The organism is Bacillus sp. N12A5 (assembly GCF_026790125.1).
Lineage (GTDB): Bacteria > Bacillota > Bacilli > Bacillales > Bacillaceae > Bacillus.
The window spans coordinates 439376-466151 of record NZ_JALAMR010000002.1 but is presented as its reverse complement, the minus strand read 5'-3'; the positions used below and the strand labels follow the sequence as shown (position 1 = coordinate 466151).

Below are 26776 nucleotides of genomic sequence, written 5' to 3'. Positions count from 1 at the left end.
TTTAGGCAACTAAAATCATTCAAATTCATTCAATAACTATCAAAATCTTTCACGTTTCTCCATATTAACGTATGTCTATAGGGTTTGTAAACTGTAAATTCGACAAAAATAAGGACAATTGTACGACATTTTCTTCTTATTTTAATGAAAAAAGTCTTTTATATTCATAGTAGAAATCACGAAACATAAAAAAACCTCATGCATATTGCATGAGGCTACTCGTAACGAAGCGCTTCAATCGGATCAAGCTTTGCCGCTTTATTTGCAGGAAGCATGCCGAAAACAACTCCAATGAGCATACTGAACAGCACGCCCCCGCATACAACCTGCCAGGATATGAGAGACGGCCAGCCCGCAATGGCTGAAACAAGCGAGGCTCCTCCATATCCGATTCCAATCCCAATCAGTCCGCCAATAAGCGTTAATACGACTGATTCAATTAAAAACTGAGTCAGAATCTGCCCCCTCGTCGCGCCGAGTGATTTTCTGATTCCGATCTCTCGCGTTCGTTCTGTGACTGATACGAGCATAATATTCATGACACCGATTCCGCCGACTAAAAGAGAGATGCCTGCAATTGAGCCGATTATCGTCGTCATAATCGCCGTTACTTTCCCAATCCCTGCCGCAATCTCTTCCATATTCATCACTTGATACGAATCCTCTGTCCCATGATTGTCATTTACCAGCTGTGCCGCTTCTTTTCCAGCTGTTTTTATGTTGTCCGCTGATTCGACTTGCAGCGATACGTTACTGAAATCACTTGTGCCAAAAGAGGATTTCATCATATTAAATGGCACATACATTTCACTTAAACCGAAAGAAAGCAAGCCTGTTTCTTTTTTCAGCACGCCTATAATTTCAACAGGCTGGCCGTTTATCCAGACTACTTCACCAAGAGGGGAGGTTTTATCAAACAGCTCTTCTGCCATCTTTTGAGAGATGACTCCGGCTCTTTTCCCTGCAATAAAATCATTGTCGGTGAAGGTTCTGCCGTTTTCGATTTCCAATGAATTTACATTCATATATCCATCGTTTATTCCATTTACCGTAACATCGGTTTCTTCCTCATGATAACGCGCTGTCATACTTTCAGAAGTAGAGGCAACGACTTGTTTGATGCCCTCGATCTCTTTTAAACCTTTAATATCGTTTTCCGTAAAAGTAGATTCTGCTACGGCATTCGGATTGCTTGCAAGCTCCTCATCGCTTGGCATGTAGTACAGCTCCACCGTATTTCCCGGGCCGCTGATCGACTGCTTCAGCATTTGCTCGCCGCCCTGTCCTACTGCAACGACAATAATGACGGAGCCTACACCAATGATAATGCCAAGCATCGTTAAAATTGAACGCATTTTATGGGCAAGCACAGAGCTTAGAGCCATTCTGATGTTCTCTAACAGGCTCATTCTCCCACACTCCTTTGTCCGGAGCTGGCAGGAACAATGTTTCCGTCGCGCACCAAGATGATCCGATTTGTGCAATCTGCAACTTCCGGCTCGTGAGTAACAAGAACGATTGTCGTTCCCTCGGCATTTAATGCTGTAAATTGATCCATAATCGCCGCGCTTGTTTTCGTATCCAGCGCACCGGTCGGTTCATCAGCTAAAATCAGCTTTGGCTCATTCACGATCGCCCTTGCAATCGCCACCCGCTGCTTCTGTCCGCCCGACAGCTCATTGGGCATGTGAAGCATTCGATCAGCTAACCCGACTTTTTCCAACGCCCTCTCAGCCCGCTCTTGACGTTCTTTTTTGCCTATCCCGGAATAAATCATCGGCAGCTCGACATTTTTTTTTGCGTTCAGCCGCGGAAGAAGCTGAAATTGCTGGAATACAAAACCGATGGACCGGTTACGGACTGCAGCCAGTTCTTTATCTTTATATGAAGAAATATCTTCACCGTCTAATTTATACGTGCCGGAAGTCGGCCGGTCAAGGCAGCCGATAATATTCATGATCGTCGATTTCCCTGATCCTGACGGCCCCATAATCGAAACATATTCCCCTTGATGGATGTCCAAATGAATAGAATGGAGAACATCAAACGTTTCCCTGCCAATCTGGTAGCTTTTACGCACATTAGAAAGCTGGATCATTTATGCTTTCACTTCCGTTCCATCGGTCACCTGATCAGAAGGATTCAAAATAACTTGATCATCTTGAGAAATACCCTCTTTAATTTCTGTCAGATCATCTGTTACTTCGCCGATTTTGACATCAACTCGTTTTGCTTTTCCATCTATTACTGTATACACATAATATTGATCATCTTCTTTTTTAACTGCCTTCGAAGGAAGCGTATTTGCTTTCCGCTTATCCGTTTCAATATTCATGATGAATTTAAAGCCTGGCTTTCCTTCTGGAAGCTTCCCTTTTATTTTCACTTGAAGCGGGTATTGGACCGCTTGTTCTGTTCCTTGTGCCGCAGTGTTTTCCTGCTGATCCGGAACAAGACCGACTGCGGAAACTGTACCTTTCCATGTTTTATCCTGAATAACATCTGAAGTGAGTGTAACCTTCTGGCCTTTTTTGACTTTCAGTGTATCGTATTCAGACAATTTCCCTGAGACGACAAGGTCTTTTGGGTTGCCGATATGTATAACAGGCTCTTGAATATCTGACTTTTTGGATGCCGCTTCTTGGTTGACGGAAATAACGGTGCCTTCAATTTCGCTTTTCACTTCAAGATCTGACACCCGATTGGCAAGTGACTGCCGCTGAAGCTCGGTTTGTTTTAATTCGATCTCAGCTGTTCTTTCCTGCATTTGAAGCTCCGTCCGTTCAGATTCAATTTGTTTTTCTGCTTCTTTTTTTCCAACCTGTTTTGCCAATTCTTTTTCTTTATTGTCTAACGCTTTTATCTTTTCTTGAATTTGGTCAATTTGAAGCCGGTTCGATTCAGCCGTTAACTGGTTCTGTTCTTTTTCCAGGCTCAGCTGCTCATTTGTATAGGTGACTAAAGGCGTGCCCTTTTTAACTTTATCGCCTTCCTTCACTTTAATCTCTTCTAATGTCCCTTTATCCGCTTCATAAAACACATACTGTTCATTTGAAAATTTAAGTGTGCCGGGAACCATGACCGTTGTTGAGATTTCGTTTTCTTCGAGGCTTCCCGTCTGTATCTTCTGGCCGGTGCTGCCGCTTGTCGGCGCGGCAGACCGATATATATTTATGCCAATAAAAAGAGCGACTAAAACGGCGATTCCAATTCCGATCCAAACTTTTTTCATGAATTTATGCACCCGCCACAGTATTGATTAAACCTGAAAAGAACGAAAAGGCAACCAAAATGCCGAAAAGAACAATGACTGAAATCCATCCTGCTTTTTTTGAGATGCCGCCTGTTTTGTGGAGTCCGATTGCTAATAATACATAGCTCCATATGCTGAATATCTCAAAGGTGTTCAACACGCTGGCGAGAGCTCCATCTGACGGGATAATCCCTGCCAGTGACGTCGTGCTGTAAAGAGGATTTGCGTCAGTCGTAAAAGCAACAATTCCGTTAATCAATAATCCAAGACTGCTAATCAAAGAGACAAATAGACCGAGAGAAAGCATTTTTTTGTATGACGTAACCCCGCCTGATATTTTTACACAAAGCCAATAAATAAGAGGGGCAATAAATAACGCTGCGATACCGCCGAAAATAGCGCCTGCCATTCCTCCAAATTTGGTTATTGTTTCGACAGTTTCCATTTGTTCAGCTGATAACCCTTGCGTGTCCCCGCTTTTCAAAAGTTCACTGTAATCCGTACCAAGTGATTGCAATACAGCACCAACGATGATAATCACTGCAACAATAAAAAGCGGACCCCATACAACCGGTCTCTCTCTTATTCTTTCAAACTGAACGGCCGGACTTGTGATTACTCCGAAAAGTGATGGCTTTTCAGTTGCCATCCCGCTGTTTTTTTCTACATTTGTTTCCATTTCAAAACCTCCTTAGGAATATCTAACAAGTAGTACGAGACGGGGATCAAAAAGTTTCATGTTTTTCTAATAAATTTCCAAAAGCCTTAATTATATCACTGAAGGCTTTTTATATTATTCTATCGCTGTGCTGTACTGCGCTTTCACAAGTCCTGCATAGATGCCTCCTTTTGCAAGCAGCTGTTCATGGTTTCCTTCTTCCATTTTCTTGCCGTGATCAAGAACGATGATGCGGTCGGCGTCGCGGATCGTGGACAATCTGTGGGCGATCATCACTGCTGTACGCCCTTTCAGCAATGTTTTTAGAGCCTGCTGAATTTTCACCTCCGTCTCTGTATCAATGCTTGCCGTTGCTTCGTCGAGAATGATAATAGCTGGATCGGCCAGCAATGCTCTCGCAAAGGAAATAAGCTGGCGCTGTCCGGCAGACAGTACGCTGCCCCTTTCCTCCACCTCTGTTTTATAGCCTTCTGCTAAACCAGATATAAACTCATCAGCTCCGACCGCTTGGGCTGCTTTCATCACCTCTTCGTCTGAAGCATCCGGCCGTCCTAAACGAATATTTTCCATGATGGTCCCGGAGAAAATAAATGTATCTTGCAGCACAATGCTGATCTGAGAGCGCAAACTGGCAAGAGAAAGATCCTGAATCGGAATGCCGTCGATTTTAATGGTTCCTCCAGTGGCGTCATAAAAACGGCTGATTAAATTGGCGATCGTCGTTTTCCCGCTTCCCGTATGTCCGACAAGAGCAAGCGTTGAGCCTGCCGGAATAGTGAAGGATACAGCGTGAAGAGCTTTTCGTTTTTCATCATACGAAAATTCAACCTCTTCAAAACAGATCTCTCCATTTATCGTTTTTTTATGAATAGCATCCGGCTTCTCCTTGACATTTGGCTGTTCGTCCAGAAACTCAAAAATCCGCTCTGATGATGCCATCCCCATTAACAGCTGGTTGTAGACCTGGCCCAGTCTCGAAATAGGTTCCCAAAACATGCCCAGATAGAAGGCAAAAGAAACAAAGACGCCAATTGTGATGGTTTCATTCATGATGAGTGTGGCGCCATACCAAATCAAAACAGCCGTTCCAATCGCATTTGTCATTTCTACAAGCGGACGGAACATGGCATTTTTTCTTATCGCATCCCGCCAAGATTGATAGTTCTCTTGATTAACGCCGTCAAAATACGCCATGTTCTCTTCTTCCTGCGTAAATGCCTGTGTAACACGGATGCCCTGAATGCTTTCATTTAAATGAGAATTCAGCTTTGATTGCTTTAGACGCACCGTTTGCCAGGAGCGGCGTATGTTTTTCCTTAAACTTGTTGAAATAAAAAACATAATCGGCAGTGTCACCATAATGGCTAGGGTCAGCTCAGGACTCAGCGTAAACAAAATGATGATAACGCCGGCCAGAAGCAGCAAGTCGGTCAATAAGTTGATGACTCCGCTAGTAAAGAGCTCCTGAAGAGAGTTAATATCATTCATAATCCTGACCAAGATCGAGCCTGCCGACCGCTGATCAAAAAATCGGTGGGATAAATGCTGCACATGGGTAAATAAATGCTGCCGCAAATCGTAAATCACATGCTGGCCAAGCTGATTCATCCATCTGATTCTTAACACATTGGCAGCATAATTCAGGACATATAATCCGCTGATAATGAAAATGAGCTGGGTCAGCAGCTCCGAGTTTCTCGCTGTAATGGCTTGATCGAGAACATAAACGCCGATCAGAATGGGAATCACAAGCTTCACAGCAGTCCCAATCAATACGGTGAGAAAAGCAAGCGGCAAAATTGTTTTCCGATATGGTTTGACATAGCTCAGCAGCCGCCACATTTGAGCCCAGTTAAACGGCTTTTCAATGATTTCATCTGAAGAATAAGAGAAACGCTCCAAAATCCCCTGTTTTTTTGCTTGTTTCATATGGCCCTCCCTATCCGACCTGATGCGGCTCAATGATCATTTTGACATCACGGTATTGCAGATCGTAAATCTTTTTATAATAGCCTTCTTTTTCAAGAAGGTCCTGATGTGTTCCCCTTTCACGTATGCGCCCTTTATCAAAAACAAGAATCTCATCGGCGTGTTTCAGTGAAGAAATACGGTGAGCGATGATAAAGGTTGTGCGGTTTTTCATGACTTCTTTTAAGGCAAGCTGTATGCTGTGCTCTGTTTGCATATCTACTGCGCTCGTGGCGTCATCCAATATTAAAATGCCTGGGTTCAAACAGATGGCTCTCGCAATGGCAATACGCTGTTTCTGTCCGCCGGAAAGCCCCATTCCCCTCTCTCCAAGCATGGTGTCATATCCGTCAGGAAGCTCCATAATAAAGTCGTGAGCCTGCGCCCTTTTTGCCGCTTCGATGATGTCCTCCATTGAGGCATCCGGCCTCCCGTATGAAATGTTGGATCGAATTGTAGATGAAAACAGAAAAGATTCTTGAAGTACAACACCGATATTGGAGCGAAGGGTTTTTAACGAATAATCTGTGATGGGTTTATGATCAATGGTAATCATTCCGCCAACAGGGCTGTAGAATCTGGTGAGGAGCTGTGTCACTGAGCTTTTGCCTGAACCTGTCGGGCCCAATAGTCCGATTACCTTCCCGCTGCTTGCCTCAAAGCTTACATTGCACAGCGCGTTTGTTTGTTCTTTTCCGTACGCAAGAGAAACATTTTTAAAATGGATATCTCCGGTTAATTTTTGTTTATGCAAAGCATGAGGATGATCTGTGATGTCTTCTTCTTTTTCGAGAATCTCGAGCAGGCGTTCCCCTGATGCCTTTGCTTGAGAGAACATATTGATGACAAAGCCTAAGTTCATAATCGGCCACATCATATAATTGACAAGGCTGAAGAAAGCGACAAGCTCACCGGGATTAAGCTGATTTTGCATAACCAAGTAGCCGCCGTATGAGAGGAGAGCTACAATACTAATGTTCCCGATAAACTCCATTAAAGGGAAATACGCAGACCAGATGGATGATGTTTGTAAATATTGCGCTCTGTATTCCGTATTGGCTTTATTGAAAGTACTGATTTGGAAATCTTCTCTGGAAAGAGATTTAACCGTATTGATGCCGCTGATATTTTCCTGCACTTTTGTATTGAGCTTCGCAAATGATTTGCGGATGCCTCTGAAGGCGGGGTGGACTCTTTTGTCAAACTGATAGACTGCAACAGCGAGAAATGGCAGAACAGCGATTGTCACAAGTGTAAGCGGAACAGAATAGTAAAACATGACCGACAGGCTGATGGCGACCAGCAGGCCGAATCGAATGAGCTCAGCGAGGCCATATGATAAGAAAAAACGAAGCCCTTCAACATCTGCTGTCAGCCTGGACATCAAATCACCTGTTTTTGCATTATCATAATAAGAAAAGGAAAGCCTCTGCAGTTTTTCATACAGGCCATTTCTAAGCCGATAAACGGATTTGATCCCGAACATATCACCTAAATATTGATGAAAAAAAGTAGCAGTTCCTTTCAGTGCCATCACCGCAATAAATCCAAAACTGACCCATGCTGCAAGCTGGTACTTCCTCCCCAGCACGATTTCATCAATCGTGATTTGCAGGATAATCGGATAAACGACAGTAATTGCAGTCATCAAAAGCATGGCCAGCAGCGACCACATAAACACCTTTCTGTACGGCCAATAAAACATTTTTAATCTTTTAAATGTCTCCATATCCAGCACCTTTCTCGTTTATATCTTCTTTACTATATCGATACCCGAAATAAATTTCTATTGTTTTTCAAAAATTCAGTCTAATGTTAGAGTGAGTCTCTTACTTTATAGGGAGTCCCTTATGTAAAATAAACGCTTACAGAAAATCATTGTATGCTGGGAGTACTTGGGGATATGCGAATGAAGCACAAAAAACCCGGGCGGCTGAGTGCCGCCCGGGTTTTCATCCTCCGCTGACCGGCGGAATGATGGCTACCGTGTCACCTGAAGATACAGAAGTATTTTCCTTTACATAGCTTTCGTTAACGGCAATCATAGCAGTATCAATGGATGATAGGCCGTATTGTTCTTTTAGACTCGCTTTTATTTCGTCTGTAGTTGCTTGTTCCATATCTAATTCTAACGCTTGTTTGCCAGCCTGTTCAGCAAGCCCTGCAAATAAAAGAATTTTAATCATGCTGCTCTCCCCCGCTTAGATCTGGTTTTCCGTTCGGATAAGCTGTTGTTTCAAGCTGATCGCCGATCCATTGCTCACCGTCTTCCCAAATTTCTTTTTTCCAAATCGGCACGATCTGTTTTATTCGTTCGATCGCATACTCATTGGCTTCATATGCAGCCTTTCGATGAGGAGAAGATACAGCGATCACGACCGCTGCTTCACCGATATCAAGCACGCCTATACGGTGCGTGATCGCAGCTGAAGCACCTTCCCATTTATCTTCGATTTCAGCACCGATTTGAGCCAGCATCTGCACAGCCATCGGTTCATATGCCTCATATTCCAGCCGAACCGTTCTTTTTCCGTTTGTCCATTCCCGAACCGTGCCAATAAATGTGGTAATCGCCCCTGCTTCCCGTTTCTCCACTTTTTTGATGATGTCTTCAGTATTAATGGGTGTTGTCGTAATCTCAAACCGTTCCATTATGCAGATTCCCCCTTCAGCTGTGAAAGCACAAAATCCACGGCAACCGGATCGTCCGCATGAAAAACGGGTAACCCCGGGTGCTCTGTCATATGCTCTTTTTTTCTATAGATGATGGCGATTGTATTTACTGCCTGCAGTGCTTCTAGATCTTCCTTTTTGCTTAGTATAATGACTTTAGGATAAGAGGCTTTCTTAAAGCCTTCAATCAAAAGGCAGTCTGTTTCGAGAAACCGATATAGCTCGATCAGCTGCGGCAAATCCCAATTGCGGCGGGCAGTCAGCTGTAACACACCAGCACCTTCTACTGCTGTCACACCAGCACCTGCCGCTCGATAACGGTCAGTGTCTTTTCCTTCAGTGAACGTCTGCGGTTCACCGCCGTGACCGTGGTGCTTTAGACAGCCTAAATTGAGCCCCTCTTCAAAAGCTTTTTTAAGAATACGCTCAATAAACGTTGTTTTCCCGCTGTTTTGAAATCCTACAACTTGGACGATCGGGAAAGGACAGACCAAGGCCACTCACTTCCATTCTCTTCTCTGATGAGCAGCACTTGAACCGTCCTGCCTGATTCATACCCTCTCGTGCCGCCCGGCAGAATGATAAACGCATTTGCTTCTGCAAGTGACGTGACGGAGCTGGATTTATCTAATCCGACGGGTGCCGCCAACAGTTTTCCTTCCTGATGATACACGAAAGCACGAACAAATCGGGTAAATGGGTTCGGCTTTGGAAAATCCTTGGTCAAAACGGCCTCCGCACAAATCGAATGCGGTTTTTCATTGAGAAGCCATGTCTGGATCATCGGTTTGACAAACAGTTCAAAGCCGACATAGCATGCCGACGGATTACCCGAAAGGCCAAACAGCAGCATATCGTTTGCATGCGCCACCGTCGTCACGCTGCCCGGGCGCATGGCTACTTTATTAAACAGCACGTCCGCTCCGAGTTTTTCATAGATCGCAGGCAAAAAGTCAAAATCACCCACTGACACGCCGCCGGTTGTAATCAGGAAATCAACTTTTTTTATCGCCTCTTTGACCGCGGCAAAGCTTTTATCCAGATCATCAGAAATTTTTCCTAAATAAAGCGGCAATCCGCCTGCTTCTATCACTTGCGCATACACCATACTGGCATTGCTGTTGCGGATTTTCCCCGGCTCCAGCGGATCACTGACATTCAGCAATTCGGTACCGGTTGCGATAATCCCGACAACAGGCTTTCTCACAACAGGCACAGACGCGTATCCGAAGGTTGCCAAAAGCGCAGTCACTCCCGGTGTCACCCGGGTGCCCTTTCTCAATAAAACACTCCCTTTTTGAGCGTCTTCACCAGTTTTTGAAATATTATCTCCCGTCTGGAAGCGGCGTTTTAAAGTCATAAACGCTTGTCCGTTCTCCTCAAAGGTTTGAGTCAGCTCAATCATGACGACAGCATCTGCTCCTTCAGGGATTTGCGCGCCAGTCATAATCCGCACGGCCTGAAACGGGCCAAGTTCTTTTTCAGATACAGCCCCCGCTCCTATATGGTCAATAACCTCAAACCGAACTGGGTTCTCACGTGAAGCTTCAGCCGTATCGCACGCTCTGACAGCAAAACCGTCGTATGGCGAACGGTCAAACGCGGGTACGTGGTGATCTGCTGTTACATCTTCAGCTAAACATCGATGGAGGCTGTCTTCAAGCGCCACCCATTCTGTTTCCCCTTGTTTTTGAAAATGGCTGACACGCCGAACTGCCTCGGCCACCGGTATCGGTGTTCTTTTCTCCAGCATTCTGACCCCTCCTGTTGTTACAATCCAATTACTCTTGCCAACACGGAATTGGCTTCCTTCACATCATTTGTTCCATGCACAAGCGCCCGTCCGTCATTGAAAATGACGATTCTGAAATCTTCGTAAAAAATATGCAGCAAAAACGCATTGGCCTCAACCTTGCCGATTGTTTTCAGCCGCTTGATAAGCTCCTGTTTCGGAATTCTTTTTAATGATTCCGACCTTACCTGAACTGTATCACGGCCGCACAATACAGCGGCTTTGGGTGTGTTCCAGTCTTGGAGATAAGGATAAACCGCATGTGCTCCGCAAGACGGGCAATCCTCACGGCGTACATGATCAACGTTAATCTTCATATGTGAGTTGTTCCAGACATCGAATGTCACAAAACCTCGCTGTACGGCGTCTGTTTGGCCGGTTAACAGCTTTAAAGCCTCCGCCTGCTGATAGGCAGACACGATATGCACAGCAGGCGGAATAATGCCGGCCGTATCACACGTCGCCCCGCCGACAGGAATTTGCTCAAACAGACAGGATAGACAAGGGGTTTCTCCCGGCATAATCGTCATGAACATCCCCTGACTGCTTACACAAGCGCCATAGACCCACGGTGTCTTTGTTTTCTGGGCTAGATCATTGATCAGCATGCGGGTTTCAAAATTATCTGTCGCGTCGAGCACGACATCTGCCTTTTCAATCAGCGGCTCAAGCGTTTCGGCTGTTCCTTCGGCAACATGCGCCTCAATATGTATTCCGCTGTTAATGGCAGATAGATGCTCTTTAGCAGCCATAGCTTTCGGCATACGGAGCTTGGCATCGCTTTCGTTATAAAGCTGCTGCCTTTGCAGGTTGCTCCACTCCACATAGTCACGGTCAATAATGGTAATGGTACCGACCCCAGCTCTCGAAAGCCCTTCAGCACCTGCAGTCCCAAGCGCCCCAGCTCCGACAACCAGCACATGGCTGTCTCCCAGTTTTTTCTGGCCTACTTCGCCTATTTGCTTAAATCTGATTTGCCGTGAATAACGCTCCTCCATCAAACTGTTCTCCTTATCTTTTATGTCATCTTAACATGTTTTTGCCCCCTCAGTCCCATCTGAAGGAGTCCGTTTTTTCTTCCAAACAGTTAAAATCATCCCGTGTATTAATGTTGATAAACTCAGCCGGATTTGCCCCAATTTCTTCAGCCTGTATATAACGAACTGAAATTCGGCCTAACAAATCTGATATTCTTAATCTCTTCTCAGAAAGCTGATCATATAGAATGGGCATGATTCTTTTATGGTAAATTGCAATCAATGGCTGCTCTCGTCCGTCTGAAACCGGGACGACCGCATCTGTTCCGTCAGTCATCAGACGCTTGAGCTCCAGCATGGTCCTTCTTTGTATCAGTGGCGTGTCACAGGAAAGAACAGTATAAAGATCACCGTCTGTCTTTTTAAAAGCGGTATATATACCAGCCAAAGGCCCCATTCCTTGAAACGGCTCAGCATCTGGATACACTTCGGTTTCGCCATTTTCTTGAAATCTATCAATAAACTCAGGACGGCTGATGATAACCGCATGTTCTCCAAGCGCCATTTTAGCCCATTCGTAAAACATCCTGCCTCTCCAATTCACAAACGCCTTCGGTTCTCCGAAGCGTCGTGAGGCTCCTCCTGCCAGCAGTACATTGATCTGCTCCATATCATCTCACCTCTAGTTCGTTAAAAGCATAGCAAAAGCAAGGCCCCGACGCCACTGCTTGTCTGTTTATTAAAGAGGAATAGCTGTTCAGTATTTGCATATTGTAGTGTTAACATCATGAGGGAGTTGGTTCGAATGAAAAGATCAGGTCCTTTTTTCCACGACGTGTCTCAGGAGAACCTATATTTAAAATCAGAGCTATCAAGATGCCATAAGCTTATTGCCGAACTTGAAGCAAGCTACTTCCATCAGAAAAATAACAAACTGCTCAAAGAAAATAACGATATGAAAGAAAAACTCCAGCAGTTGTCTGCCGAATTAACACAAATGTCAACGAAAGAAAAAAACGCCTCCCACACCAGCCAAACCCTGCACCACATAAGAGCTGAGCTGCTTGATAAAATCGTTGCTTTGCAGGAGCTTCTTTCTGCAGAAACCTACAAACGCAATGCCGAAATTGAAGAAAAACATAAGCTTTATATAGCTAAAATCAAAATTGAAGAAGAAAATAAAAATTTGCATAAACGAATCAGCCAGCTTCAGGCCTCTATTAAGCAGGAACAAGACGCGCTGCTTCAGGCAAAACAGCAAACCGAAATGATAAAAGACGAAAACGGCCGTCTAAAAGAGCAAATGGTAGAAAAAGAATATCAGCTAAAACATATTAAAATAGAAGTTGACCATATGAAAGATCGAATTATAGAAACGAAAGAAAGACTGCTCGAAATAGAAAAAACGAAAGAAAAATTATTTCACGAAACTATTATATCGTATAAACGCCAGCTTGATGAAAGCGATGCCTGGATTGCTTCTCATTTTGCCGATATTGATGGCGGCACGAAACAAAAAGAAAAAACGGCAGAAGAAGCTCCAGCGGTCTTCACGCAGCCAAACCATGTAGAAACCATACTTGAAGATGTCACCCAACAGATACATGCGCTTCAAAAGCAGCTCGCCCGCGCCCAATCAACTGATCAGGCCATGAGCCATAAAATCGAAGAACTGAAAAACAGAGCTGCTGAAGAAAAGCCTTATCAAAAGTGGGTGTATAAGCTTAATCTCGAGAAGGAAAACAAATCTTCACATAAAAAACCTCAATAAAAAACTGCTTGAGCATCATGCCAAGCAGTTTTTCTGTATGTTTATTCATCAGCTGATTCTGCAGATTCAGTTGATTCGATTTCGCCCTCTAAAATGTACTGGCCGCGATACGGCTTTTTCACTTCCGGGTACATTTTAATTAAGCTTTGCATAAACGTTGTCATATTAGGGATTTCAAGACCGCTTTCTTTTTCAATCTCTTTTTGAAGCTCCGAGCTCTTAATCGCCGCGTTGTGGCGTTTTAACGTTTTAATAGCAGCTTCACGCAGCTTAGCTGCTTTTGATCCCGGTCTTGCCGTTCCTCTTCTTCTTCGTGTTGATCCGTCTGGTATACCGGCAGGAAGAGAGGAAATTGATTGAAGCTGAGGCTGGACGGACTGCTGCTGTGACTGCGGCTGATAGCTTCTGATTTCCTGAGCCGCAAGCTCAGCAAGAACCGGCAGAGAGTCCGTTTTTCTTTCAGAACGGAAATCCTTTTTGATTTCGGAAGGGCTTCCATTTCTGTCCAGCTCTCTTAACTTTGCGTATATTTTATCACGTTCGATTTGATATTCACGAATGACTTTCACTTCAGCTTCATTTAATTGTTCTAACCGCAAGCGCAAAGCTTCTCTTTCATTAAACATTCCTCAATGTACCCCCTATCAGAATTAACATCTTTATTAAGATATTAGATTACAAAAGTAATTTTATCAACTATTATTTTAGCATTTTACTATTATATTTACTCTATGAAAAATTCCTTATTTTCTGAAAATGTTTTATTTTTCAAAAGAGTCCTTTATTCACAAGGGATCAAAGGTCTTTCAAATTGAATTGGTATAATGTTGAAAATATATATTTTACTTACTTCTTTAATGAAATTTAGTGTAATATCTACAATTTTCGAGTTCTGGAATATGAAATATATCTAATTTTGAAGAAAAACATAAAAAAATAGCGGTTTATTTAGCCCCTTAAGCAGGAAAATCCACATATCCTATATCCAAATTTGGAAAAATAAGCTTCTTACTCTTCTGCGATTACTTTCTTGTACAAATAAAAAAACCCGATAGGATCAGGTTTTTTACGAATAACTATTCTGTTACCTCTGTTTCAGCAAGAACGCGGTTGACACGTTTTTCAAGCATTTTCATTCCGCTCCCCCCAGCTTGGAAGTGACGGAGCTGTCCTGTTTGATCAAACACATAGTATGCAGGCACATATTCATTTTCAAATGCATCGGTTAAAGCATGATCACTGTCGACAAAAATCGGCTGAGTGATGTCGTGTTCATCTGCTACTTCTTTAATTTTTTCGAGATCAAGATCATCTTCGGAACGAGGCATATGCACAGCCACAACGTTCAGTTTATCTAGATATTTATCACGAAATTCATTCACTTGCGGCATCGCTTCTTTGCACAGATGGCAGCTGATGGACCAGAAATGAATAAGCGTCGGCTTTTCTCCGATCAATTGCTCTCTTGTTACTTCACCATTCAACCAAGCTTTTTCCCCAGTCAATTCAGGCATGGGCTGACGTAATTTCATTGCTTTTCCCTCCTATTAAACAGAAAGGCCTAACGAATATGTTAGACCGTTTTTCGTTCTAGAAAGTATTAAAGTGTTTTTTGGCCTGGCTTCCAGTTGGCCGGGCAAAGTCCGCCAGTTTGCAGCGCTTGAAGAACACGAAGCGTTTCATCAACATCACGGCCAATGTTGTTATGGAAAACAGTCTGATATTGGAGCTCGCCTTCAGGATTGATAATAAACAATCCCCGCAGGGCCACACCTTCCTCTTCGATTAATACGCCATATTCACGGGATACCTCATGGTTTGTATCGGCAGCAAGCGGATATTTCAGCTGGCCAAGGCCGTTTTCTTTTCGGTCAGTATGAATCCACGCCAAATGAGTATGGATTGTATCAGTAGAAACCCCGATGACTTCTGCATCAAGATCTTCGAATTCGTCATAGCGGTCAGACATAGCAGTAATTTCCGTCGGACAAACAAAAGTGAAGTCCATTGGATAGAAGAACAGTACTGTCCATTTGTCGTTTTTCATGTTTTCCTCAAGACTTACTTTGCCAAATTCTTTACTTGCAAGGACTGCTTCCATTTCAAAACGAGGAGCCTGTTTACCTACCATACGTTCTGCCATATGTATCCCTCCAATTGATAGTTTGGCTTAAATGCCGGATCCGCATGAAAATAAAGGATGATTATCCATTTTCCGTTAATAGCATCACAATGCCCATTATATAGGAGCAGATTTCCCGAGTCAATTTTTAACAAATTATACATGTCTTTGGCTTCGACAATTTTGAATAAAACGTTTAACATATTCTTGTATAGGGTAATGAATGTCAACATTCAGCAATCATTACAGAAAAGGAGCTCCAACATGGATTTTATTAAACAATACGATTGGGCGGGATTGATTACAAATGCCGGTGTTCTGCTCATTAAACTTGTCATAATGATATTGCTCTATTTTATTGTTCGATCATTAGGCATGAAAATCATTAAACACCTGTTTGCAAAATTCGAAGAGCAGAACAGCTTGTCTATCGGACGTGCACATACCCTGCGAAGCCTGACTCTTAACATATTTGCTTACATATTGATTTTCATATTCTTCGTCATGGTTCTTGATTTATTTCATTACGATCCAAGCGCTCTTTTAGCGGGAGCAGGAATCGTAGGACTGGCTGTCGGATTTGGTGCCCAAGGGCTTGTCAGCGACATCGTGACAGGTTTTTTTATTTTGCTTGAAAAACAATTGGATGTCGGAGATTATATTACGGTTTCTACCTTTAACGGAATTGTCGAGCAGGTTGGCTTAAGGACAACTCAAATCCGCAGCTTTGATGGAACACTTCATTACATCCCAAACAGAAACATTACAAACGTAAGCAATCATTCCCGGGGAACCATGCAGGCTCTGGTTGATATTAAAGTGCCGGCTGAAAGAGACATTGATGAAATGATTCATATTTTACAGCAAGTATGTGATGAAACGGCAGCCGCTCTTCCCCAAATAAAAGAAGGCCCAAATGTCATCGGGATTCAAGAACTGGGAACTTCTGAAATTGTGATCAGAGTCATCGCCAAAACAGAAAATATGGAACAGTGGCGGGTCGAGCGAGTGCTGAAAAAAGAAATAAAAACCGCGCTTGACCGCGCTTTTCCGAAAGAAACAGAATAAATAAAAGAACCGAAGCTGTTTGCTTCGGTTTTTCATTTACTGAATTCTGCTTTCAACTTCACTGCAAATTTCTTCAGCAGTCATCCCGGAAGCTGTAATGACAGGTGCTTGTGTTACCGTATCGGCTATCCCTTGCACATTATTATCAAGACCTGTTACGACACAGCAGTCACAGCCTTTTGCATCGGCAGGGCTTTTCATCATTACAACGTCATAACCTTTTTCTTTTAATGCTGCTTCTACATCTGATAACGATTGCTCAATTCCAATTTTTTTAGCCATTATTGAACACCTCCGTTTATTAGAGTGTTCAATTCATGGAATTTTATTCTTTCATTTGTACTTAATTGGCATAAACAGAAAAATAACCTGTCATCACGTTAACCGCTGTTTCTATCGCATTTTCATCAGGGTTCAGCTTTGCGTGATGAAGCCCATGTTCAGAATCAGCGCCAAGCCAGAACATGAAGCCGGGATATTTTTTCAGCATGTAGCCAAAATCCTCTCCAGTCATTGCTTCTTTTGCTTCTATTACTGTTGCCAGTTGATGTTCAGCAACAAAAGACATAAATTCTTCTGTCAGGCCGCTCGTATTATAAACTTGGTGATACACAGAAGGATATGTGACTTTTCCTTTGCAGCGGAACCCGATTTCGATTCCTTTCACTATATCCTCAATCCGTTCCTTTACCTTCTTCATTGATTCTTCAGAAAGCGTGCGGATCGTGCCTTCCAGATGAGCTGTTTGCGCAATGATATTTTGCGCTGAACCGCCGGTAATGGTACCAACCGTAATAACGGCACTGTCAAGCGGATCTGTGTTTCTAGAGATGATCGTTTGCAGCTGGGTGACAAGTGTGCTTGCCGCTACAACCATATCCTCTGCTAAGTGCGGATAGGCTGCATGTCCCCCTTTTCCTTCCAGATCGATGACAAGCTCTGAGGTATTCGCAAAAAGGAGGCCGCTTTTTGTCGAGATCGTGCCTACAGGCAGCTCCGGAGCAATATGCAGTGCCGTGATGAAATCAGGCTGCCACTTTTTTAGTACATCGCTCTCAAGCATAGGTTCAGCACCGCCAGGCCCTTCCTCTGCCGGCTGAAACAGAAAGAGCAAATCATGTTTGACCGGATGGTGAACAAAATGGTCAATAATGCCGAGTGCAATCGTCATATGCAAATCGTGTCCGCAGGCATGCATGTTGCCGTGATGCTCTGATGCGAATGGAAGACCTGTCTGCTCTTCAATGGAAAGTGCGTCGATATCCGCTCTGTACGCCAGCATTTTTTCTGGCGCCGTCCCGTTCACCTTTACAAAAAGCCCTGTTCGCCATTTCTCAATTTCAATTCTGTCTTGCGGATATTGTTTCAAGACATTTAATAAATACTGCTGGGTTTTGAACTCCTGAAATCCAAGCTCCGGTATACGGTGCAGATCTCTGCGGATTGCGATGAGCTCCTCTTTCTTCATTTTCATTCCTCCTGCTATACGAATAAGGCGTGGATATATTATCCACGCCTTTTATCAAACCATTCCTTACAGCTGGCGTAATTCCTGCTTGATTTCCGTTTTGCCTTTTGTTTTCTCATCAATGTCTTTGATTTTTTTAGCAGGTGTTCCTGCTACAACAGTGTAAGGCTCAACATCGTTTACTACAATCGCTCCCGCAGCAACAACGGCTCCTTTACCTACTGTTACGCCTTCAAGCACAACAGCATTTGCGCCGATTACAACGTCGTCTTCAATGACAACCGGTTTAGCGGATGGCGGCTCAATAACGCCGGCAAGTACAGAACCCGCGCCAATATGGCAGTTTTTGCCAACCGTAGCTCGTCCGCCCAAAACAACGTTCATATCAATCATCGTACCTTCGCCGATGACTGAACCGATATTGATAGAAGCACCCATCATGATGACTGCGTTATCGCCGATTTCAACTTGGTCGCGGATGATTGCGCCAGGCTCGATACGCGCTTTGATATTTTTAAGATCCAGCGTTGGAATCGCAGAATTGCGGCGGTCATTTTCAACCACATAGTCTTCGATTTTGCTTTGATTTTCTTCAATTGCTGTTTGAATTTCGCTCCATTCACCGAAAACAACACCAGTGTTTCCGTTGATAAAAGCTTTCGCAGATTCGCCGAAATTGATTCCTTCCAGCTCACCCTTCACGTAAACCTTAACAGGTGTAGATTTTGTACTATTTTGAATAAATGAAATAATTTCATTTGCGTCCATCATTTTCATATGTATAGTCCTCCTCCTGATTTTCTACCTCATTACTGTATCAAAGGAAAGATGCAAAGACAAGAAAAAAAGGAACAGCCGCTTTAGCAGTTCCCATTGGGTGATCAGACAACGCACCCGCTTTTCTTTGCGAATTGTCTCCCGAACTCCATTAATTCTTCTTCTTCTTCACCTTCTGGATTATTTTCGATTTTCACCGAAGGCAGCACAATCTCGCCTCCCCGTTCTTTTATTTTCGCTTCGAGCGTATCAACCGCTCCGCAGAAAAATTCATATGCTGTATCACCGGAACCGAATGCAGCGCATGTCTTTCCGGAAAAATCAATCTCATCCATGTCTTCAGCAATGTCTAAAAATTCATCAGGCAGGTCTCCGTCGCCCCACGTATAGGTTCCCATAATGATATGGTCATAATCGTTAAACAGCTGTGCATCATCAATATCCAACGCTTCGTAACGGTCCACTTCCGCTTCCGCCTCCTGAAGCCCCTTCTCAATCAAATCTGCCATTGCTTCCGTGTTGCCTGACATTGTTGCATAAACGAGCAAAATCTTCCCCAATTTAATACTCCTCCTCTAATGTATCATTGCTGAAACTTCGTACGGCTGGACAAATTTACATTCATACAAGCCTGCACAAAAGAAGTTCTCTTTCTGATTGGCCACTCTCCATCCATGCCCCTTAATGGTATCGAACCATGTTAACGAACGAGCTTCGAGATCAGCCTGGTAAATCATCGAATAACCATTTTCATCTTGCGTTGTGGTGACATATATAATTCCATCATCCTCAGAAACATCAAGAAATGATTCTTCTTTTCTGATCGTGCTGGATTGTATGGTGAATTCTTCATCGGTTAATATATTTCGTACAGTGACAGCACCGTGCTTTCCTTTCACAGAACCCATCGCCGCCACCAGCCAATATTCATCGAACACAATCATGGATGCCGTCATCCTGTTTATTTCTTTCTTAACGATTTGGACAGTGTCACGTGTAAAGTCGTAAGCCCAAATGCCACCAAAACATTCGTGTATTTGCGTGCCAATGAAAAGACTGCTGCCGTGCAGGCACAACGAACGGATAACAGGCGGGTTATTAAATTCGGCAAAAGGTTTTATGACGCGCCATGAAACCCCAAAGTTATCCGATACATAAATGCAGTGCCTGCCGTGGGCGCAGACAAATCCGTCTTTCCGGCCGGTAATCGCCCACACTGTTGCATTTGTCGGAAAGCTCGACATCGTCCAGGTTTTTCCTTCGTCAGACGAGCGAATGACCGTTCCCTTCTCACCGACGCCAAATAAGTACGGGCCTATGTAGCTGATGCAATGAATTTTGCTTTTCAACCGAAAAAGCTTTTTCCAGCCATGCTCCAAAGAATAGTGGAAAATACCTTCTCTTTGTACTGCCACAAAATAACCTGAACATGCTGATGCCGTGACAGCAGTGGCTCCTTTATGAAACATGGCTTTTTTCCTTATTTATATAATCTGCCCATGCAAGAAACCCTCTTGCAAACGCTCTGCAGCTTTCTACATCTTCATCTGTTTCAGGCGCGAGTTCGATTTTTAATGTTTCCTGGTAAACAGCAGCTCCAGCCTCTTGCAGCATGGCACTGAACAAGTTGACCGCTTCACAAAACTTTGGATAAGAATAATCACCAGATCCAAAGCACGCTGTTTTTAAGCCATTAAGCTGAAGCTGTTTGACCTCTTCAAAAAAATCCTCCGCTTCGTAAGGCAAATCGCCGTCGCCCCATGTATACGTGCCAATCAGCACATAATCATAGGATGTCAGAGCAGACACATCTGCATCATCTATCTCAACACAATCGATATCCAACTTATATTCTTGAAGCGTATCTCTTATAATTGCAGCAATGTCTTCTGTATTTCCCGACATGCTGGCATATGTAATCAAGGCTTTCGCCATGGTATCACCTCATCAATTGATAATGATTTTCAATATCATATGTATCACTTTAAATGATAATGATTTTCATTGTCAATATATAAATAAAAAAAGACAGCACATCGCTGTCTTTAAAATGGATTTTCCTGATCCAGCATATCCTTTATCACTTGAACAAAAGCTTGAACTTGCTTCAGTTCAAAGGCAGGTTCATAGCCTAATAGCCATGTATCCCGTCCGATTGGTTGCTCCTTTGTGTCTAACAGAGGCATTTTATTGACTTTATCTTCGTTTTGCAAAGTAACAGACGGCAAAATGGCATAACCAATTCCGTGCAGCGCCATCTGTTTGCACGTTTCAATCTGATCAACCAATATTGTCTGTTTTGGCGACGTTTTAAATTTTTGATGCCACCAGTGCTGTATTTCCTGAAAATATGTGCTGTCGCTTTTAAATTGGATAAACGGCCGTTCTGTATGGGCGATGTCCTCAATGCAGGAAATTTCGGTGTCCACTAAATACAGGTGATCTGTCATTAAGTAATCTTTACGGCCCTTCCACTCAGGGTTGCCTCTAATAATGCCGATATGTACCTGGTCTTCATATAAGCTTTTCAGCATTTCGCTGCTCCATCCGGTAATGAGCGAGACCTTTGCATTCGGATACTTTTCCACATACGTTTTCAGGACTTTAGGAAGCCAATGCTGGCCGATGATGGAAGCGACAGCAAGCTTCAATGTGCCGTGAATTTCCCCTTCAAGCTCGTCAATATTTTCTCTTATTCTTTCTTGCTCTAACGTCACATCATTCGCAAACTGAATGATTTTCTCACCGGCCGGCGTTACCGTTAAACCTTTTTGGGATCTTAAAAAGATTTTTGTGCCCCACGCCTTTTCAATCGTTTGTAAGCGCTGAGATAAAGCCGGCTGGGAGACAAAAAGCCGTTCCGCCGCCTTTCTCATATTTAATTCCTCAGCTAAAACTACGAGCATATGAAGCTCTTGAAGCTGCATGTCGTCCTCCTTTTTATGATCAATAAGTTTTTCTTATCTCCCATTCTAATAAAATTTTTGTTTCTGTTTCAAGCCCTATTCTGGTTTAACTTATGTATGCGCTTTCTTTGTTGCTCTGCCAATATAATAAAAATAGGCCGTGAAGCCTACTTATTCAATGAGCGTATATGCTTATTTAATTCCTTTAGTACCACTCTTCTTGTAAAAATCCCTTCAAACACCTGCTCGTCATTTTCAACACAGACAAATCCATTATTAATGACCATGCTGAACCCCTTCATAATTGGATCATTTATATGCAGACGCGGAATATCAGTCACCATGACTTCCTCGACCGTAATCTGGTCAAGCTTTTCAAACTCAATTCGCTCAAGCCCGAAAATACTGTTCATGATCATATTTGTACCGATTAAGCCATGTAAACGATAGGAAGCATCAAGAACTGGAATAGCAGTGTATCCGGTTTTTGTCAGCACTAATAATGCGTGCTCAAGATTGTTGCCGACTTGAACGTGCGCTACTTTATCCGCCTCAATCATAAATTGTCCGACTGTTGCCTCAAGAAGCTGGTCTGATTGTAAGCTTATCATGTTTTCGACCCCTTTTCATTTTCATCAACAATACATTCCCTATATTACAATAATATAAACTTTATCAGTATTTGTCGAAAAGTTTCCATTCAATAAAAAAGATACTCTTTGTCCGAGTATCAATTATAGGGCGTTCCATTAATTTTCAAATCGAAATCGGTCGTAAAGCGTTACAAGTTTTTTGTAGGTGGTTCCGTCAACGTTTTTGGTACCTGTCTCTATATCGTTGATCTCACTGCTTAAAAGCTCGATGGCATACTCATGGTTGATCAGGATATTCAGCAGAAGTTTTTGTTCTTCTTCTGTAAATCGTTCACCGATAAGACTCATTCGCAATCAGGCCCCCTGTTTTATACTGAATACCTCTGAAAGCAAGATAGCTTACTTTCAGCTCTACCGCTAGAATAAGTAATCAGAAAACAAACGTCAACCGCATAATTCGACATTTCCCTTGGCTTTTCAGCCGGAATTATTTTGTGAAACGATTTGCATAGCTGAAGGCAGTGTATGAATCCGGTTTTATTTTTGCCTCAATCCCCATGGAAGTGATACGTCCTGTCATTTCTTGAATCAGTTCTTTTGTAAGGCCTTTTTTCCCAATATCCAAGTGAACCTCAAAGGTAAGATCCGCCCCCTCACCGGTAAAGGGCAGGAGCAGATCGGTAATATCCATTAAGTGCCCATCAAGAATATGAGCGGCCGTTTCTTGGCTGTACGCCGTTTCTAACGAAATCTTCTCCCGAAGGCTATGTATGGGTCTGTCGACTGCATGATTTTTCAAACAGCCCCAAGCTCCCTTGCCGGTACGGTGCAAATGCAATGCGGTAATAAACTTTGTGTAATCGCGGTAGACCTGTGAATCGGTTCCGATCGATAACACATAGGAAGAACGGGGGTCCTTTCGAACAAAGGCTTTAAGCCGTTCCATCACATCTTGAAAGGTCATCTCTGCTTCTGAAAGATTATAAAACAGAAAAGAATCAGCCATGACGACACTCCTTTTCAAGGATTTACAACCATGAAACAAGTATGTTCCTTATCGTTTCAATTACTTTTTGCAAAAGCGGAAGCTTGTTCGCCCTTTTTCAGGAATCTTACTGAAGAAGTTCAAAGATTTCGATGGAAACCATGTCGATATTATCAAACGGATATGTGTTAGGTTTTTCGCCTTTTTGGAAAACCGTCAGTTCAAACGTTTGATTCTTTTCGAAATATTTAACACTGCATATTTTTTCACCATTTACTTCGAAATAACGCTGCATTGGCTCGTTAGCCGCTTCCGCTGTTTCTTGCAGACTTTGCAGCCGTGTGATGATACCCATTAATTGTGACATTCTAAAAAAAGACTCCTTTCAAAAAGCAACTTCAAATCAACAAGTATTTATTATAATACAAGTTCTATTGAGCATCATACCATAAAGTCGGACAGGATGGCATTTTCACTGCTGAATTTAAGAAAAGAAAAAAAGTGAAAAAACGTTTTTTTATTAGTTTGAGGCTTTTTTTGAATGTCATACACACAATTATGATTTTTTTGAGATGCCTGCAGAGTCAAGAAGCTGTTTTGCAATTTTATCAAAATCCTCTTTTGAAATTCCTGGTGCAAATTCCTCCGGCACTTCTCTGAAATCTGGCATCGGCGCTCTCTTTACACATGAAGCTCACTGCCGTCAATCGGATGCTCGCCCTTCCATATTTTATTGATATCCTTGTAATCTGTATTGCTGAAGGTATACAGCTTCGTATGAGATTGCCCTGCTCTTCACATTTAATGTTTGTTGTCAAGATTCGGGATCGGCAGCATTTTGCCGATATTGGCGCCTGTCGCAATGTCAAGCGCCTTCGCATATGCCACGATATCAATGCCGCCCTGCACGAGCAAATATCCGACCATTTCTCTGGCCACCGGGTGATCAGTCATTTCATACACTCTCATTTTATGAGTTCGGGCACCGCATCCTGGGAAAAAGTTATGAATCGAATCCAGCACCAGATTTCCGCTGTTAAACACATTTTCTCCGGTCCAGGCTTTTCCCATTGAATCAAATGGATAAGACGTTTTAGCTATTTCTGCTGGGCGTTTCATTTGTTTTTTGCATCCCGCATCGGTGTTGCATCGGGATCGCCTTTAAAAAGTCGACCCTGTCAGCATTAAAGATTAGATACAAGTTCAACATGGCCGAACTCCTCAGCAGTCATACTGGATACGAGATTTAAAACGTTTTTAATTTTCTCTTGCTTCGAAAGTTAAAGGACTGGAACATGTAATTATTCAGAGTGGACATCTCACCAAATTTGCCGCCTAATAGCTCTTGCACTTCCGTTGCCGCATTGGGATCCGGGTGTTCAGGCGAGATCAATGAACAGTCTGTTGCTTCTTTTAAACATTTTTGTTCCTCCTAGCGTTCAGTGTTCTTCACTAGTAAGGTTTATTGTTTCATTGGATTGTCTTATGCTCTGGCAAATAAAAAAACTTGGCGGGGGTAGCGCCAAGCTTTTTCGGATCTTGATCTGATAGAGGGGTTGGGGAACAGAGAGTAGCTTCTCTCTATAATTAAATGATAATGATTCTCAGTATCAATGTCAATTGTTTTTTGATGTTTTTTTCAATTTATAAAAAAAACGGCTATTCAGCCGCTTAAATCAATCCATCCTGCTCATATAAATAAGAATAAGGCAAGTCTATAAATAAATACATTTGATCATCCATCGGATACGAAAACGTTCTGATCATTTCACCTGTTTCCAAATCACTGTACAAATCACTGAAAAATCCCTTTCTGAGATTTCTCATTCTCATAATGTTCTCCAGAAAATAAGGACGCCAGCTCCAATTCTTTTCCGCATATTCCGGCTGGTAAATCCATTCTCCATCTTGTTTAAACACATTTCCCGTCAGCTGGTCGCCTTCTTCATCACACATGTAAATTCTAAAGCTGCAATCTGTCAGCTCTTCCGCCAGCTTTTTAATAAAGTCATCATCAGAAGACAGATTGTTTTTTCTCAAAGAGGTCACAGCCTGATGCACTCGTTTGTAAAACTGTTCGGAGTGCTCATAGACGGTTTCCAATTTCTTTTTCTCATGTGTGATAAATTGATGAAATTCAGTTTTTAGTCTATGTTTCAATACATCTCTCTCTAGAAACGTTTCAGATGGAGACACCAAGTAATAGCCCTGAAAATAGCGGCCTCCGTTTCTCCAGGCGTACTGAAGCTGGAAGTTCGCCTCAATGTCTTCATACAGCAGCGCCGCACCGATTTTTCTTGCTAATAAAGATATGCTGTACAGCACATGCTCATATGACGGTGACGGCTGTGATACTTTCAGGGCCTGCAAATCGATTTTCAACAAATCTGGCGAAAGCAGGGCAATTCTGTCTAAGTTGCTGCTTTCTTTTCCGATGTTATCAACTGCGATTTTTATTCCGTATGTACGATAGTAGGCAAGCATATGGTAGAGCTGCTCAATATCCCCTTCAAAATTGTGCTCTGTAATTTCAAGCACAAAACGATGGAGTTCAATTCCCTTAGCTTCATATTCTTTCAGAAGCTCCAGAAAGCTTTCACCATGGTCAAGCATCAGTAGATTGGCATCCTGATTCATAAAAATCAGCAGATCAGAATCAGCCTCCAAAAAGCGGTCAAGAGCCTGGCGGATAATTCTGTTATCAACCTCTAATTTATATTCTTCGGGTATCCCTGCATCTAAAAAGAAGGGCCCGAGACTTTGGATTTCTGAATCTGCCAAAATACGTCCAAGCACTTCATACCCGATGATCTTCTGTTCCTCGGCACTGAAAATTGCCTGGTAATATGGAAGGACATCATCAATGTTCGTTAAAATATCAAGTGGATCCAACATGTTATCACCTGCTTCTCTATCTTTGTCTGATTATACCACATTGGATCCAAAGATTAATATGCTTTAAAACGGGTAAGGATTCAGCCATTGCCCCCCATCCATTGTGATACAATCCCCGTTTATATAGGATGCTTCGTCAGAAAGCAAAAACGCGGCCAAAGCGGCGATTTCCTCCGGCGTGCCCAGCCGGCCCAGCGGTACGCTGTTCATTGTGCGGGCCTTCGCTTTTTTTGATTCAAAAAGCTTATCCGCACCGCCTGTTCGTTCAATTGGGCCGGGTGCGATCGCGTTTGTTCGGATGCCGTATTTGCTCCCCCACTCAACGGCCAGTGTTCTTGTCAGTGACAATACCCCTGCTTTGGCTGCAGCGGAATGAACGACCCCCGCTCCCGCTCCCCAAGCGTATGTAGCAGCCATATTTACAATGACGCCCTTCTGCTGCTGGTCGATCCAATGCCTTGCCGCGGCTTGACTGCAAAAGAATGTACCGTTTAAAACAATCTCAATGACGGCTTTCCATCCATTGGGCGTCAGCTTTTCTGCCGGACAAATAAAGTTTCCGGCCGCATTGTTAATCAGCGCGTCAAGCCGGCCAAACGCTTTTATCGCTTCTTGAATCATTTCTGAAGCGGCGGAATCAGAACGGACATCCATTTGAAAACAGATAACCTGCCCCTCAAAGGTCTCAATTTCTCTTTTCGTTTCCTCAAGTGCTTCCTGTTTCCTCCCTGTCACCATAACGTACCAGCCCAATTCAGCCTGTTTTTTCGCCATTGCTTTTCCCATGCCGCTTGACCCGCCAGTAATGATAACTGCCTTTTTTTCCATGTTTCTCCCTCCTGTTGTGAA

The 26776-nt window shown here is 43.1% G+C and carries 30 protein-coding genes and 1 pseudogene; 2 read left to right on the top strand and 29 right to left on the bottom strand.

Annotated features, from left to right (window positions below):
- Window positions 1-215: 215 nt before the first annotated feature.
- From skiZ to MOC09_RS02750, 12 genes are all read right to left on the bottom strand, one after another.
- On the bottom strand, window positions 216-1409 hold the full coding sequence (skiZ, locus tag MOC09_RS02805; RefSeq protein ID WP_268361101.1) for a sporulation-delaying-protein transporter subunit SkiZ: 1194 nt from the start codon (window positions 1407-1409) through the stop codon (window positions 216-218).
- Window positions 1406-2098: an ABC transporter ATP-binding protein YknY gene (yknY, locus tag MOC09_RS02800; RefSeq protein ID WP_268369482.1), complete on the bottom strand. Its 693-nt coding sequence runs from the start codon at window positions 2096-2098 to the stop codon at window positions 1406-1408. The genes skiZ and yknY overlap by 4 nt, the downstream gene beginning before the upstream one ends.
- Window positions 2099-3232, bottom strand: coding sequence for an efflux RND transporter periplasmic adaptor subunit (locus tag MOC09_RS02795; protein WP_268369480.1), 1134 nt, complete (start codon window positions 3230-3232; stop codon window positions 2099-2101).
- A gap of 4 nt (window positions 3233-3236) precedes the next feature.
- Entirely contained in the window at window positions 3237-3932 is a 696-nt protein-coding gene (gene yknW / locus MOC09_RS02790) for a toxin SDP protection protein YknW (RefSeq protein ID WP_268369476.1), read from the bottom strand.
- Between the two features lie 114 nt (window positions 3933-4046).
- Complete coding sequence (locus tag MOC09_RS02785) at window positions 4047-5861, bottom strand: ABC transporter ATP-binding protein (RefSeq protein WP_268369474.1); 1815 nt, start codon at window positions 5859-5861, stop codon at window positions 4047-4049.
- A 10-nt stretch (window positions 5862-5871) separates the two neighbouring features.
- Window positions 5872-7629: an ABC transporter ATP-binding protein gene (locus MOC09_RS02780; RefSeq protein WP_268369472.1), complete on the bottom strand. Its 1758-nt coding sequence runs from the start codon at window positions 7627-7629 to the stop codon at window positions 5872-5874.
- A 223-nt stretch (window positions 7630-7852) separates the two neighbouring features.
- Complete coding sequence (gene moaD, locus MOC09_RS02775; RefSeq protein WP_268369470.1) at window positions 7853-8086, bottom strand: molybdopterin converting factor subunit 1; 234 nt, start codon at window positions 8084-8086, stop codon at window positions 7853-7855.
- Window positions 8079-8552 carry a molybdenum cofactor biosynthesis protein MoaE gene (locus tag MOC09_RS02770; RefSeq protein ID WP_268361093.1) on the bottom strand — a complete coding sequence of 158 codons (474 nt, stop codon included), beginning with the start codon at window positions 8550-8552 and terminating at the stop codon, window positions 8079-8081. The genes moaD and MOC09_RS02770 overlap by 8 nt, the downstream gene beginning before the upstream one ends.
- Window positions 8552-9073: a molybdopterin-guanine dinucleotide biosynthesis protein B gene (gene mobB / locus MOC09_RS02765; protein WP_268361091.1), complete on the bottom strand. Its 522-nt coding sequence runs from the start codon at window positions 9071-9073 to the stop codon at window positions 8552-8554. The genes MOC09_RS02770 and mobB overlap by 1 nt, the downstream gene beginning before the upstream one ends.
- On the bottom strand, window positions 9034-10326 hold the full coding sequence (gene glp / locus MOC09_RS02760) for a gephyrin-like molybdotransferase Glp (protein WP_268369468.1): 1293 nt from the start codon (window positions 10324-10326) through the stop codon (window positions 9034-9036). Before glp ends, mobB begins: the two co-directional genes overlap by 40 nt.
- Window positions 10327-10343: 17 nt before the next feature.
- Window positions 10344-11363, bottom strand: coding sequence for a MoeB/ThiF family adenylyltransferase (locus tag MOC09_RS02755; protein ID WP_268361086.1), 1020 nt, complete (start codon window positions 11361-11363; stop codon window positions 10344-10346).
- 49 nt (window positions 11364-11412) lie between these two features.
- Window positions 11413-12012: a molybdenum cofactor guanylyltransferase gene (locus MOC09_RS02750; protein WP_268369466.1), complete on the bottom strand. Its 600-nt coding sequence runs from the start codon at window positions 12010-12012 to the stop codon at window positions 11413-11415.
- Between the two features lie 135 nt (window positions 12013-12147).
- On the opposite strand from MOC09_RS02750, the gene MOC09_RS02745 reads away from it, so the two are divergent.
- Complete coding sequence (locus MOC09_RS02745) at window positions 12148-13113, top strand: sporulation protein (RefSeq protein WP_268369464.1); 966 nt, start codon at window positions 12148-12150, stop codon at window positions 13111-13113.
- Between the two features lie 41 nt (window positions 13114-13154).
- Here MOC09_RS02745 and rok read toward each other — a convergent pair whose 3' ends face one another.
- The 3 genes from rok to ahpA form a co-directional block, all read right to left on the bottom strand.
- Window positions 13155-13739: a transcriptional regulator Rok gene (rok, locus tag MOC09_RS02740; protein WP_268361082.1), complete on the bottom strand. Its 585-nt coding sequence runs from the start codon at window positions 13737-13739 to the stop codon at window positions 13155-13157.
- Between the two features lie 450 nt (window positions 13740-14189).
- Entirely contained in the window at window positions 14190-14645 is a 456-nt protein-coding gene (gene ykuV, locus MOC09_RS02735; RefSeq protein ID WP_268369462.1) for a thiol-disulfide oxidoreductase YkuV, read from the bottom strand.
- Window positions 14646-14713: 68 nt separating this feature from the next.
- Window positions 14714-15256 carry a biofilm-specific peroxidase AhpA gene (gene ahpA / locus MOC09_RS02730; protein WP_268361079.1) on the bottom strand — a complete coding sequence of 181 codons (543 nt, stop codon included), beginning with the start codon at window positions 15254-15256 and terminating at the stop codon, window positions 14714-14716.
- A 243-nt stretch (window positions 15257-15499) separates the two neighbouring features.
- Between ahpA and mscT the strand changes: the two genes are divergently transcribed.
- A complete protein-coding gene (mscT, locus tag MOC09_RS02725) occupies window positions 15500-16303 on the top strand; it encodes a small-conductance mechanosensitive channel protein MscT (protein ID WP_268369460.1) in 804 nt (267 codons plus the stop codon).
- Window positions 16304-16339: 36 nt separating this feature from the next.
- On the opposite strand, the gene MOC09_RS02720 is transcribed toward mscT, so the two are convergent.
- From MOC09_RS02720 to fadH, 14 genes and pseudogenes are all read right to left on the bottom strand, one after another.
- The gene (locus tag MOC09_RS02720) at window positions 16340-16585 is read right to left on the bottom strand and encodes a YkuS family protein (protein WP_003238909.1); all 246 of its coding nucleotides are present in this window, start codon (window positions 16583-16585) and stop codon (window positions 16340-16342) included.
- A gap of 61 nt (window positions 16586-16646) precedes the next feature.
- Complete coding sequence (locus MOC09_RS02715) at window positions 16647-17771, bottom strand: N-acetyldiaminopimelate deacetylase (RefSeq protein WP_268361077.1); 1125 nt, start codon at window positions 17769-17771, stop codon at window positions 16647-16649.
- Between the two features lie 66 nt (window positions 17772-17837).
- Entirely contained in the window at window positions 17838-18548 is a 711-nt protein-coding gene (dapD, locus tag MOC09_RS02710) for a 2,3,4,5-tetrahydropyridine-2,6-dicarboxylate N-acetyltransferase (RefSeq protein ID WP_003238912.1), read from the bottom strand.
- A gap of 104 nt (window positions 18549-18652) precedes the next feature.
- Window positions 18653-19108, bottom strand: coding sequence for a flavodoxin (locus tag MOC09_RS02705; RefSeq protein WP_268361076.1), 456 nt, complete (start codon window positions 19106-19108; stop codon window positions 18653-18655).
- 15 nt (window positions 19109-19123) lie between these two features.
- Window positions 19124-20017 (bottom strand): exo-alpha-sialidase, encoded by an 894-nt coding sequence (locus MOC09_RS02700; protein WP_268369458.1) that lies wholly within the window; start codon window positions 20015-20017, stop codon window positions 19124-19126.
- Window positions 20007-20483: a flavodoxin gene (locus MOC09_RS02695; protein WP_268369457.1), complete on the bottom strand. Its 477-nt coding sequence runs from the start codon at window positions 20481-20483 to the stop codon at window positions 20007-20009. Before MOC09_RS02695 ends, MOC09_RS02700 begins: the two co-directional genes overlap by 11 nt.
- A gap of 110 nt (window positions 20484-20593) precedes the next feature.
- Window positions 20594-21475, bottom strand: a complete 882-nt coding sequence (gene ccpC / locus MOC09_RS02690) for a transcriptional regulator CcpC (RefSeq protein ID WP_003238920.1) — start codon at window positions 21473-21475, stop codon at window positions 20594-20596.
- 146 nt (window positions 21476-21621) lie between these two features.
- Window positions 21622-22065 carry a cyclic-di-AMP-binding protein CbpB gene (cbpB, locus tag MOC09_RS02685; RefSeq protein ID WP_268361071.1) on the bottom strand — a complete coding sequence of 148 codons (444 nt, stop codon included), beginning with the start codon at window positions 22063-22065 and terminating at the stop codon, window positions 21622-21624.
- Window positions 22066-22203: 138 nt separating this feature from the next.
- Window positions 22204-22401 (bottom strand): AbrB antirepressor AbbA, encoded by a 198-nt coding sequence (abbA, locus tag MOC09_RS02680; RefSeq protein ID WP_010886502.1) that lies wholly within the window; start codon window positions 22399-22401, stop codon window positions 22204-22206.
- A gap of 133 nt (window positions 22402-22534) precedes the next feature.
- Window positions 22535-23053: a ribonuclease H-like YkuK family protein gene (locus tag MOC09_RS02675; RefSeq protein WP_268361070.1), complete on the bottom strand. Its 519-nt coding sequence runs from the start codon at window positions 23051-23053 to the stop codon at window positions 22535-22537.
- Window positions 23054-23159: 106 nt separating this feature from the next.
- Window positions 23160-23399: a YkuJ family protein gene (locus MOC09_RS02670; RefSeq protein ID WP_003218671.1), complete on the bottom strand. Its 240-nt coding sequence runs from the start codon at window positions 23397-23399 to the stop codon at window positions 23160-23162.
- A gap of 189 nt (window positions 23400-23588) precedes the next feature.
- A pseudogene (locus MOC09_RS02665) lies at window positions 23589-24453 on the bottom strand (manganese catalase family protein).
- A 250-nt stretch (window positions 24454-24703) separates the two neighbouring features.
- Entirely contained in the window at window positions 24704-25927 is a 1224-nt protein-coding gene (locus tag MOC09_RS02660; RefSeq protein ID WP_268369455.1) for an EAL-associated domain-containing protein, read from the bottom strand.
- A gap of 63 nt (window positions 25928-25990) precedes the next feature.
- On the bottom strand, window positions 25991-26755 hold the full coding sequence (gene fadH, locus MOC09_RS02655) for a 2,4-dienoyl-CoA reductase (RefSeq protein ID WP_268369453.1): 765 nt from the start codon (window positions 26753-26755) through the stop codon (window positions 25991-25993).
- Window positions 26756-26776: the final 21 nt, after the last annotated feature.

Excerpts from the sequence above, each read along its gene's own strand:
- skiZ (WP_268361101.1), bottom strand. The coding sequence starts at position 1,409 with ATGAGCCTGTTAGAGAACATCAGAATGGCTCTAAGCTCTGTGCTTGCC.
- yknY (WP_268369482.1), bottom strand. The coding sequence starts at position 2,098 with ATGATCCAGCTTTCTAATGTGCGTAAAAGCTACCAGATTGGCAGGGAA.
- MOC09_RS02795 (WP_268369480.1), bottom strand. The coding sequence starts at position 3,232 with ATGAAAAAAGTTTGGATCGGAATTGGAATCGCCGTTTTAGTCGCTCTT.
- yknW (WP_268369476.1), bottom strand. The coding sequence starts at position 3,932 with ATGGAAACAAATGTAGAAAAAAACAGCGGGATGGCAACTGAAAAGCCA.
- MOC09_RS02785 (WP_268369474.1), bottom strand. The coding sequence starts at position 5,861 with ATGAAACAAGCAAAAAAACAGGGGATTTTGGAGCGTTTCTCTTATTCT.
- MOC09_RS02780 (WP_268369472.1), bottom strand. The coding sequence starts at position 7,629 with ATGGAGACATTTAAAAGATTAAAAATGTTTTATTGGCCGTACAGAAAG.
- moaD (WP_268369470.1), bottom strand. The coding sequence starts at position 8,086 with ATGATTAAAATTCTTTTATTTGCAGGGCTTGCTGAACAGGCTGGCAAA.
- MOC09_RS02770 (WP_268361093.1), bottom strand. The coding sequence starts at position 8,552 with ATGGAACGGTTTGAGATTACGACAACACCCATTAATACTGAAGACATC.
- glp (WP_268369468.1), bottom strand. The coding sequence starts at position 10,326 with ATGCTGGAGAAAAGAACACCGATACCGGTGGCCGAGGCAGTTCGGCGT.
- MOC09_RS02755 (WP_268361086.1), bottom strand. The coding sequence starts at position 11,363 with ATGGAGGAGCGTTATTCACGGCAAATCAGATTTAAGCAAATAGGCGAA.
- MOC09_RS02750 (WP_268369466.1), bottom strand. The coding sequence starts at position 12,012 with ATGGAGCAGATCAATGTACTGCTGGCAGGAGGAGCCTCACGACGCTTC.
- MOC09_RS02745 (WP_268369464.1), top strand. The coding sequence starts at position 12,148 with ATGAAAAGATCAGGTCCTTTTTTCCACGACGTGTCTCAGGAGAACCTA.
- rok (WP_268361082.1), bottom strand. The coding sequence starts at position 13,739 with ATGTTTAATGAAAGAGAAGCTTTGCGCTTGCGGTTAGAACAATTAAAT.
- ykuV (WP_268369462.1), bottom strand. The coding sequence starts at position 14,645 with ATGAAATTACGTCAGCCCATGCCTGAATTGACTGGGGAAAAAGCTTGG.
- ahpA (WP_268361079.1), bottom strand. The coding sequence starts at position 15,256 with ATGGCAGAACGTATGGTAGGTAAACAGGCTCCTCGTTTTGAAATGGAA.
- mscT (WP_268369460.1), top strand. The coding sequence starts at position 15,500 with ATGGATTTTATTAAACAATACGATTGGGCGGGATTGATTACAAATGCC.
- MOC09_RS02720 (WP_003238909.1), bottom strand. The coding sequence starts at position 16,585 with ATGGCTAAAAAAATTGGAATTGAGCAATCGTTATCAGATGTAGAAGCA.
- MOC09_RS02715 (WP_268361077.1), bottom strand. The coding sequence starts at position 17,771 with ATGAAGAAAGAGGAGCTCATCGCAATCCGCAGAGATCTGCACCGTATA.
- dapD (WP_003238912.1), bottom strand. The coding sequence starts at position 18,548 with ATGAAAATGATGGACGCAAATGAAATTATTTCATTTATTCAAAATAGT.
- MOC09_RS02700 (WP_268369458.1), bottom strand. The coding sequence starts at position 20,017 with ATGTTTCATAAAGGAGCCACTGCTGTCACGGCATCAGCATGTTCAGGT.
- MOC09_RS02695 (WP_268369457.1), bottom strand. The coding sequence starts at position 20,483 with ATGGCGAAAGCCTTGATTACATATGCCAGCATGTCGGGAAATACAGAA.
- ccpC (WP_003238920.1), bottom strand. The coding sequence starts at position 21,475 with ATGCAGCTTCAAGAGCTTCATATGCTCGTAGTTTTAGCTGAGGAATTA.
- cbpB (WP_268361071.1), bottom strand. The coding sequence starts at position 22,065 with ATGATAAGCTTACAATCAGACCAGCTTCTTGAGGCAACAGTCGGACAA.
- MOC09_RS02675 (WP_268361070.1), bottom strand. The coding sequence starts at position 23,053 with ATGGCTGATTCTTTTCTGTTTTATAATCTTTCAGAAGCAGAGATGACC.
- MOC09_RS02670 (WP_003218671.1), bottom strand. The coding sequence starts at position 23,399 with ATGTCACAATTAATGGGTATCATCACACGGCTGCAAAGTCTGCAAGAA.
- MOC09_RS02660 (WP_268369455.1), bottom strand. The coding sequence starts at position 25,927 with ATGTTGGATCCACTTGATATTTTAACGAACATTGATGATGTCCTTCCA.
- fadH (WP_268369453.1), bottom strand. The coding sequence starts at position 26,755 with ATGGAAAAAAAGGCAGTTATCATTACTGGCGGGTCAAGCGGCATGGGA.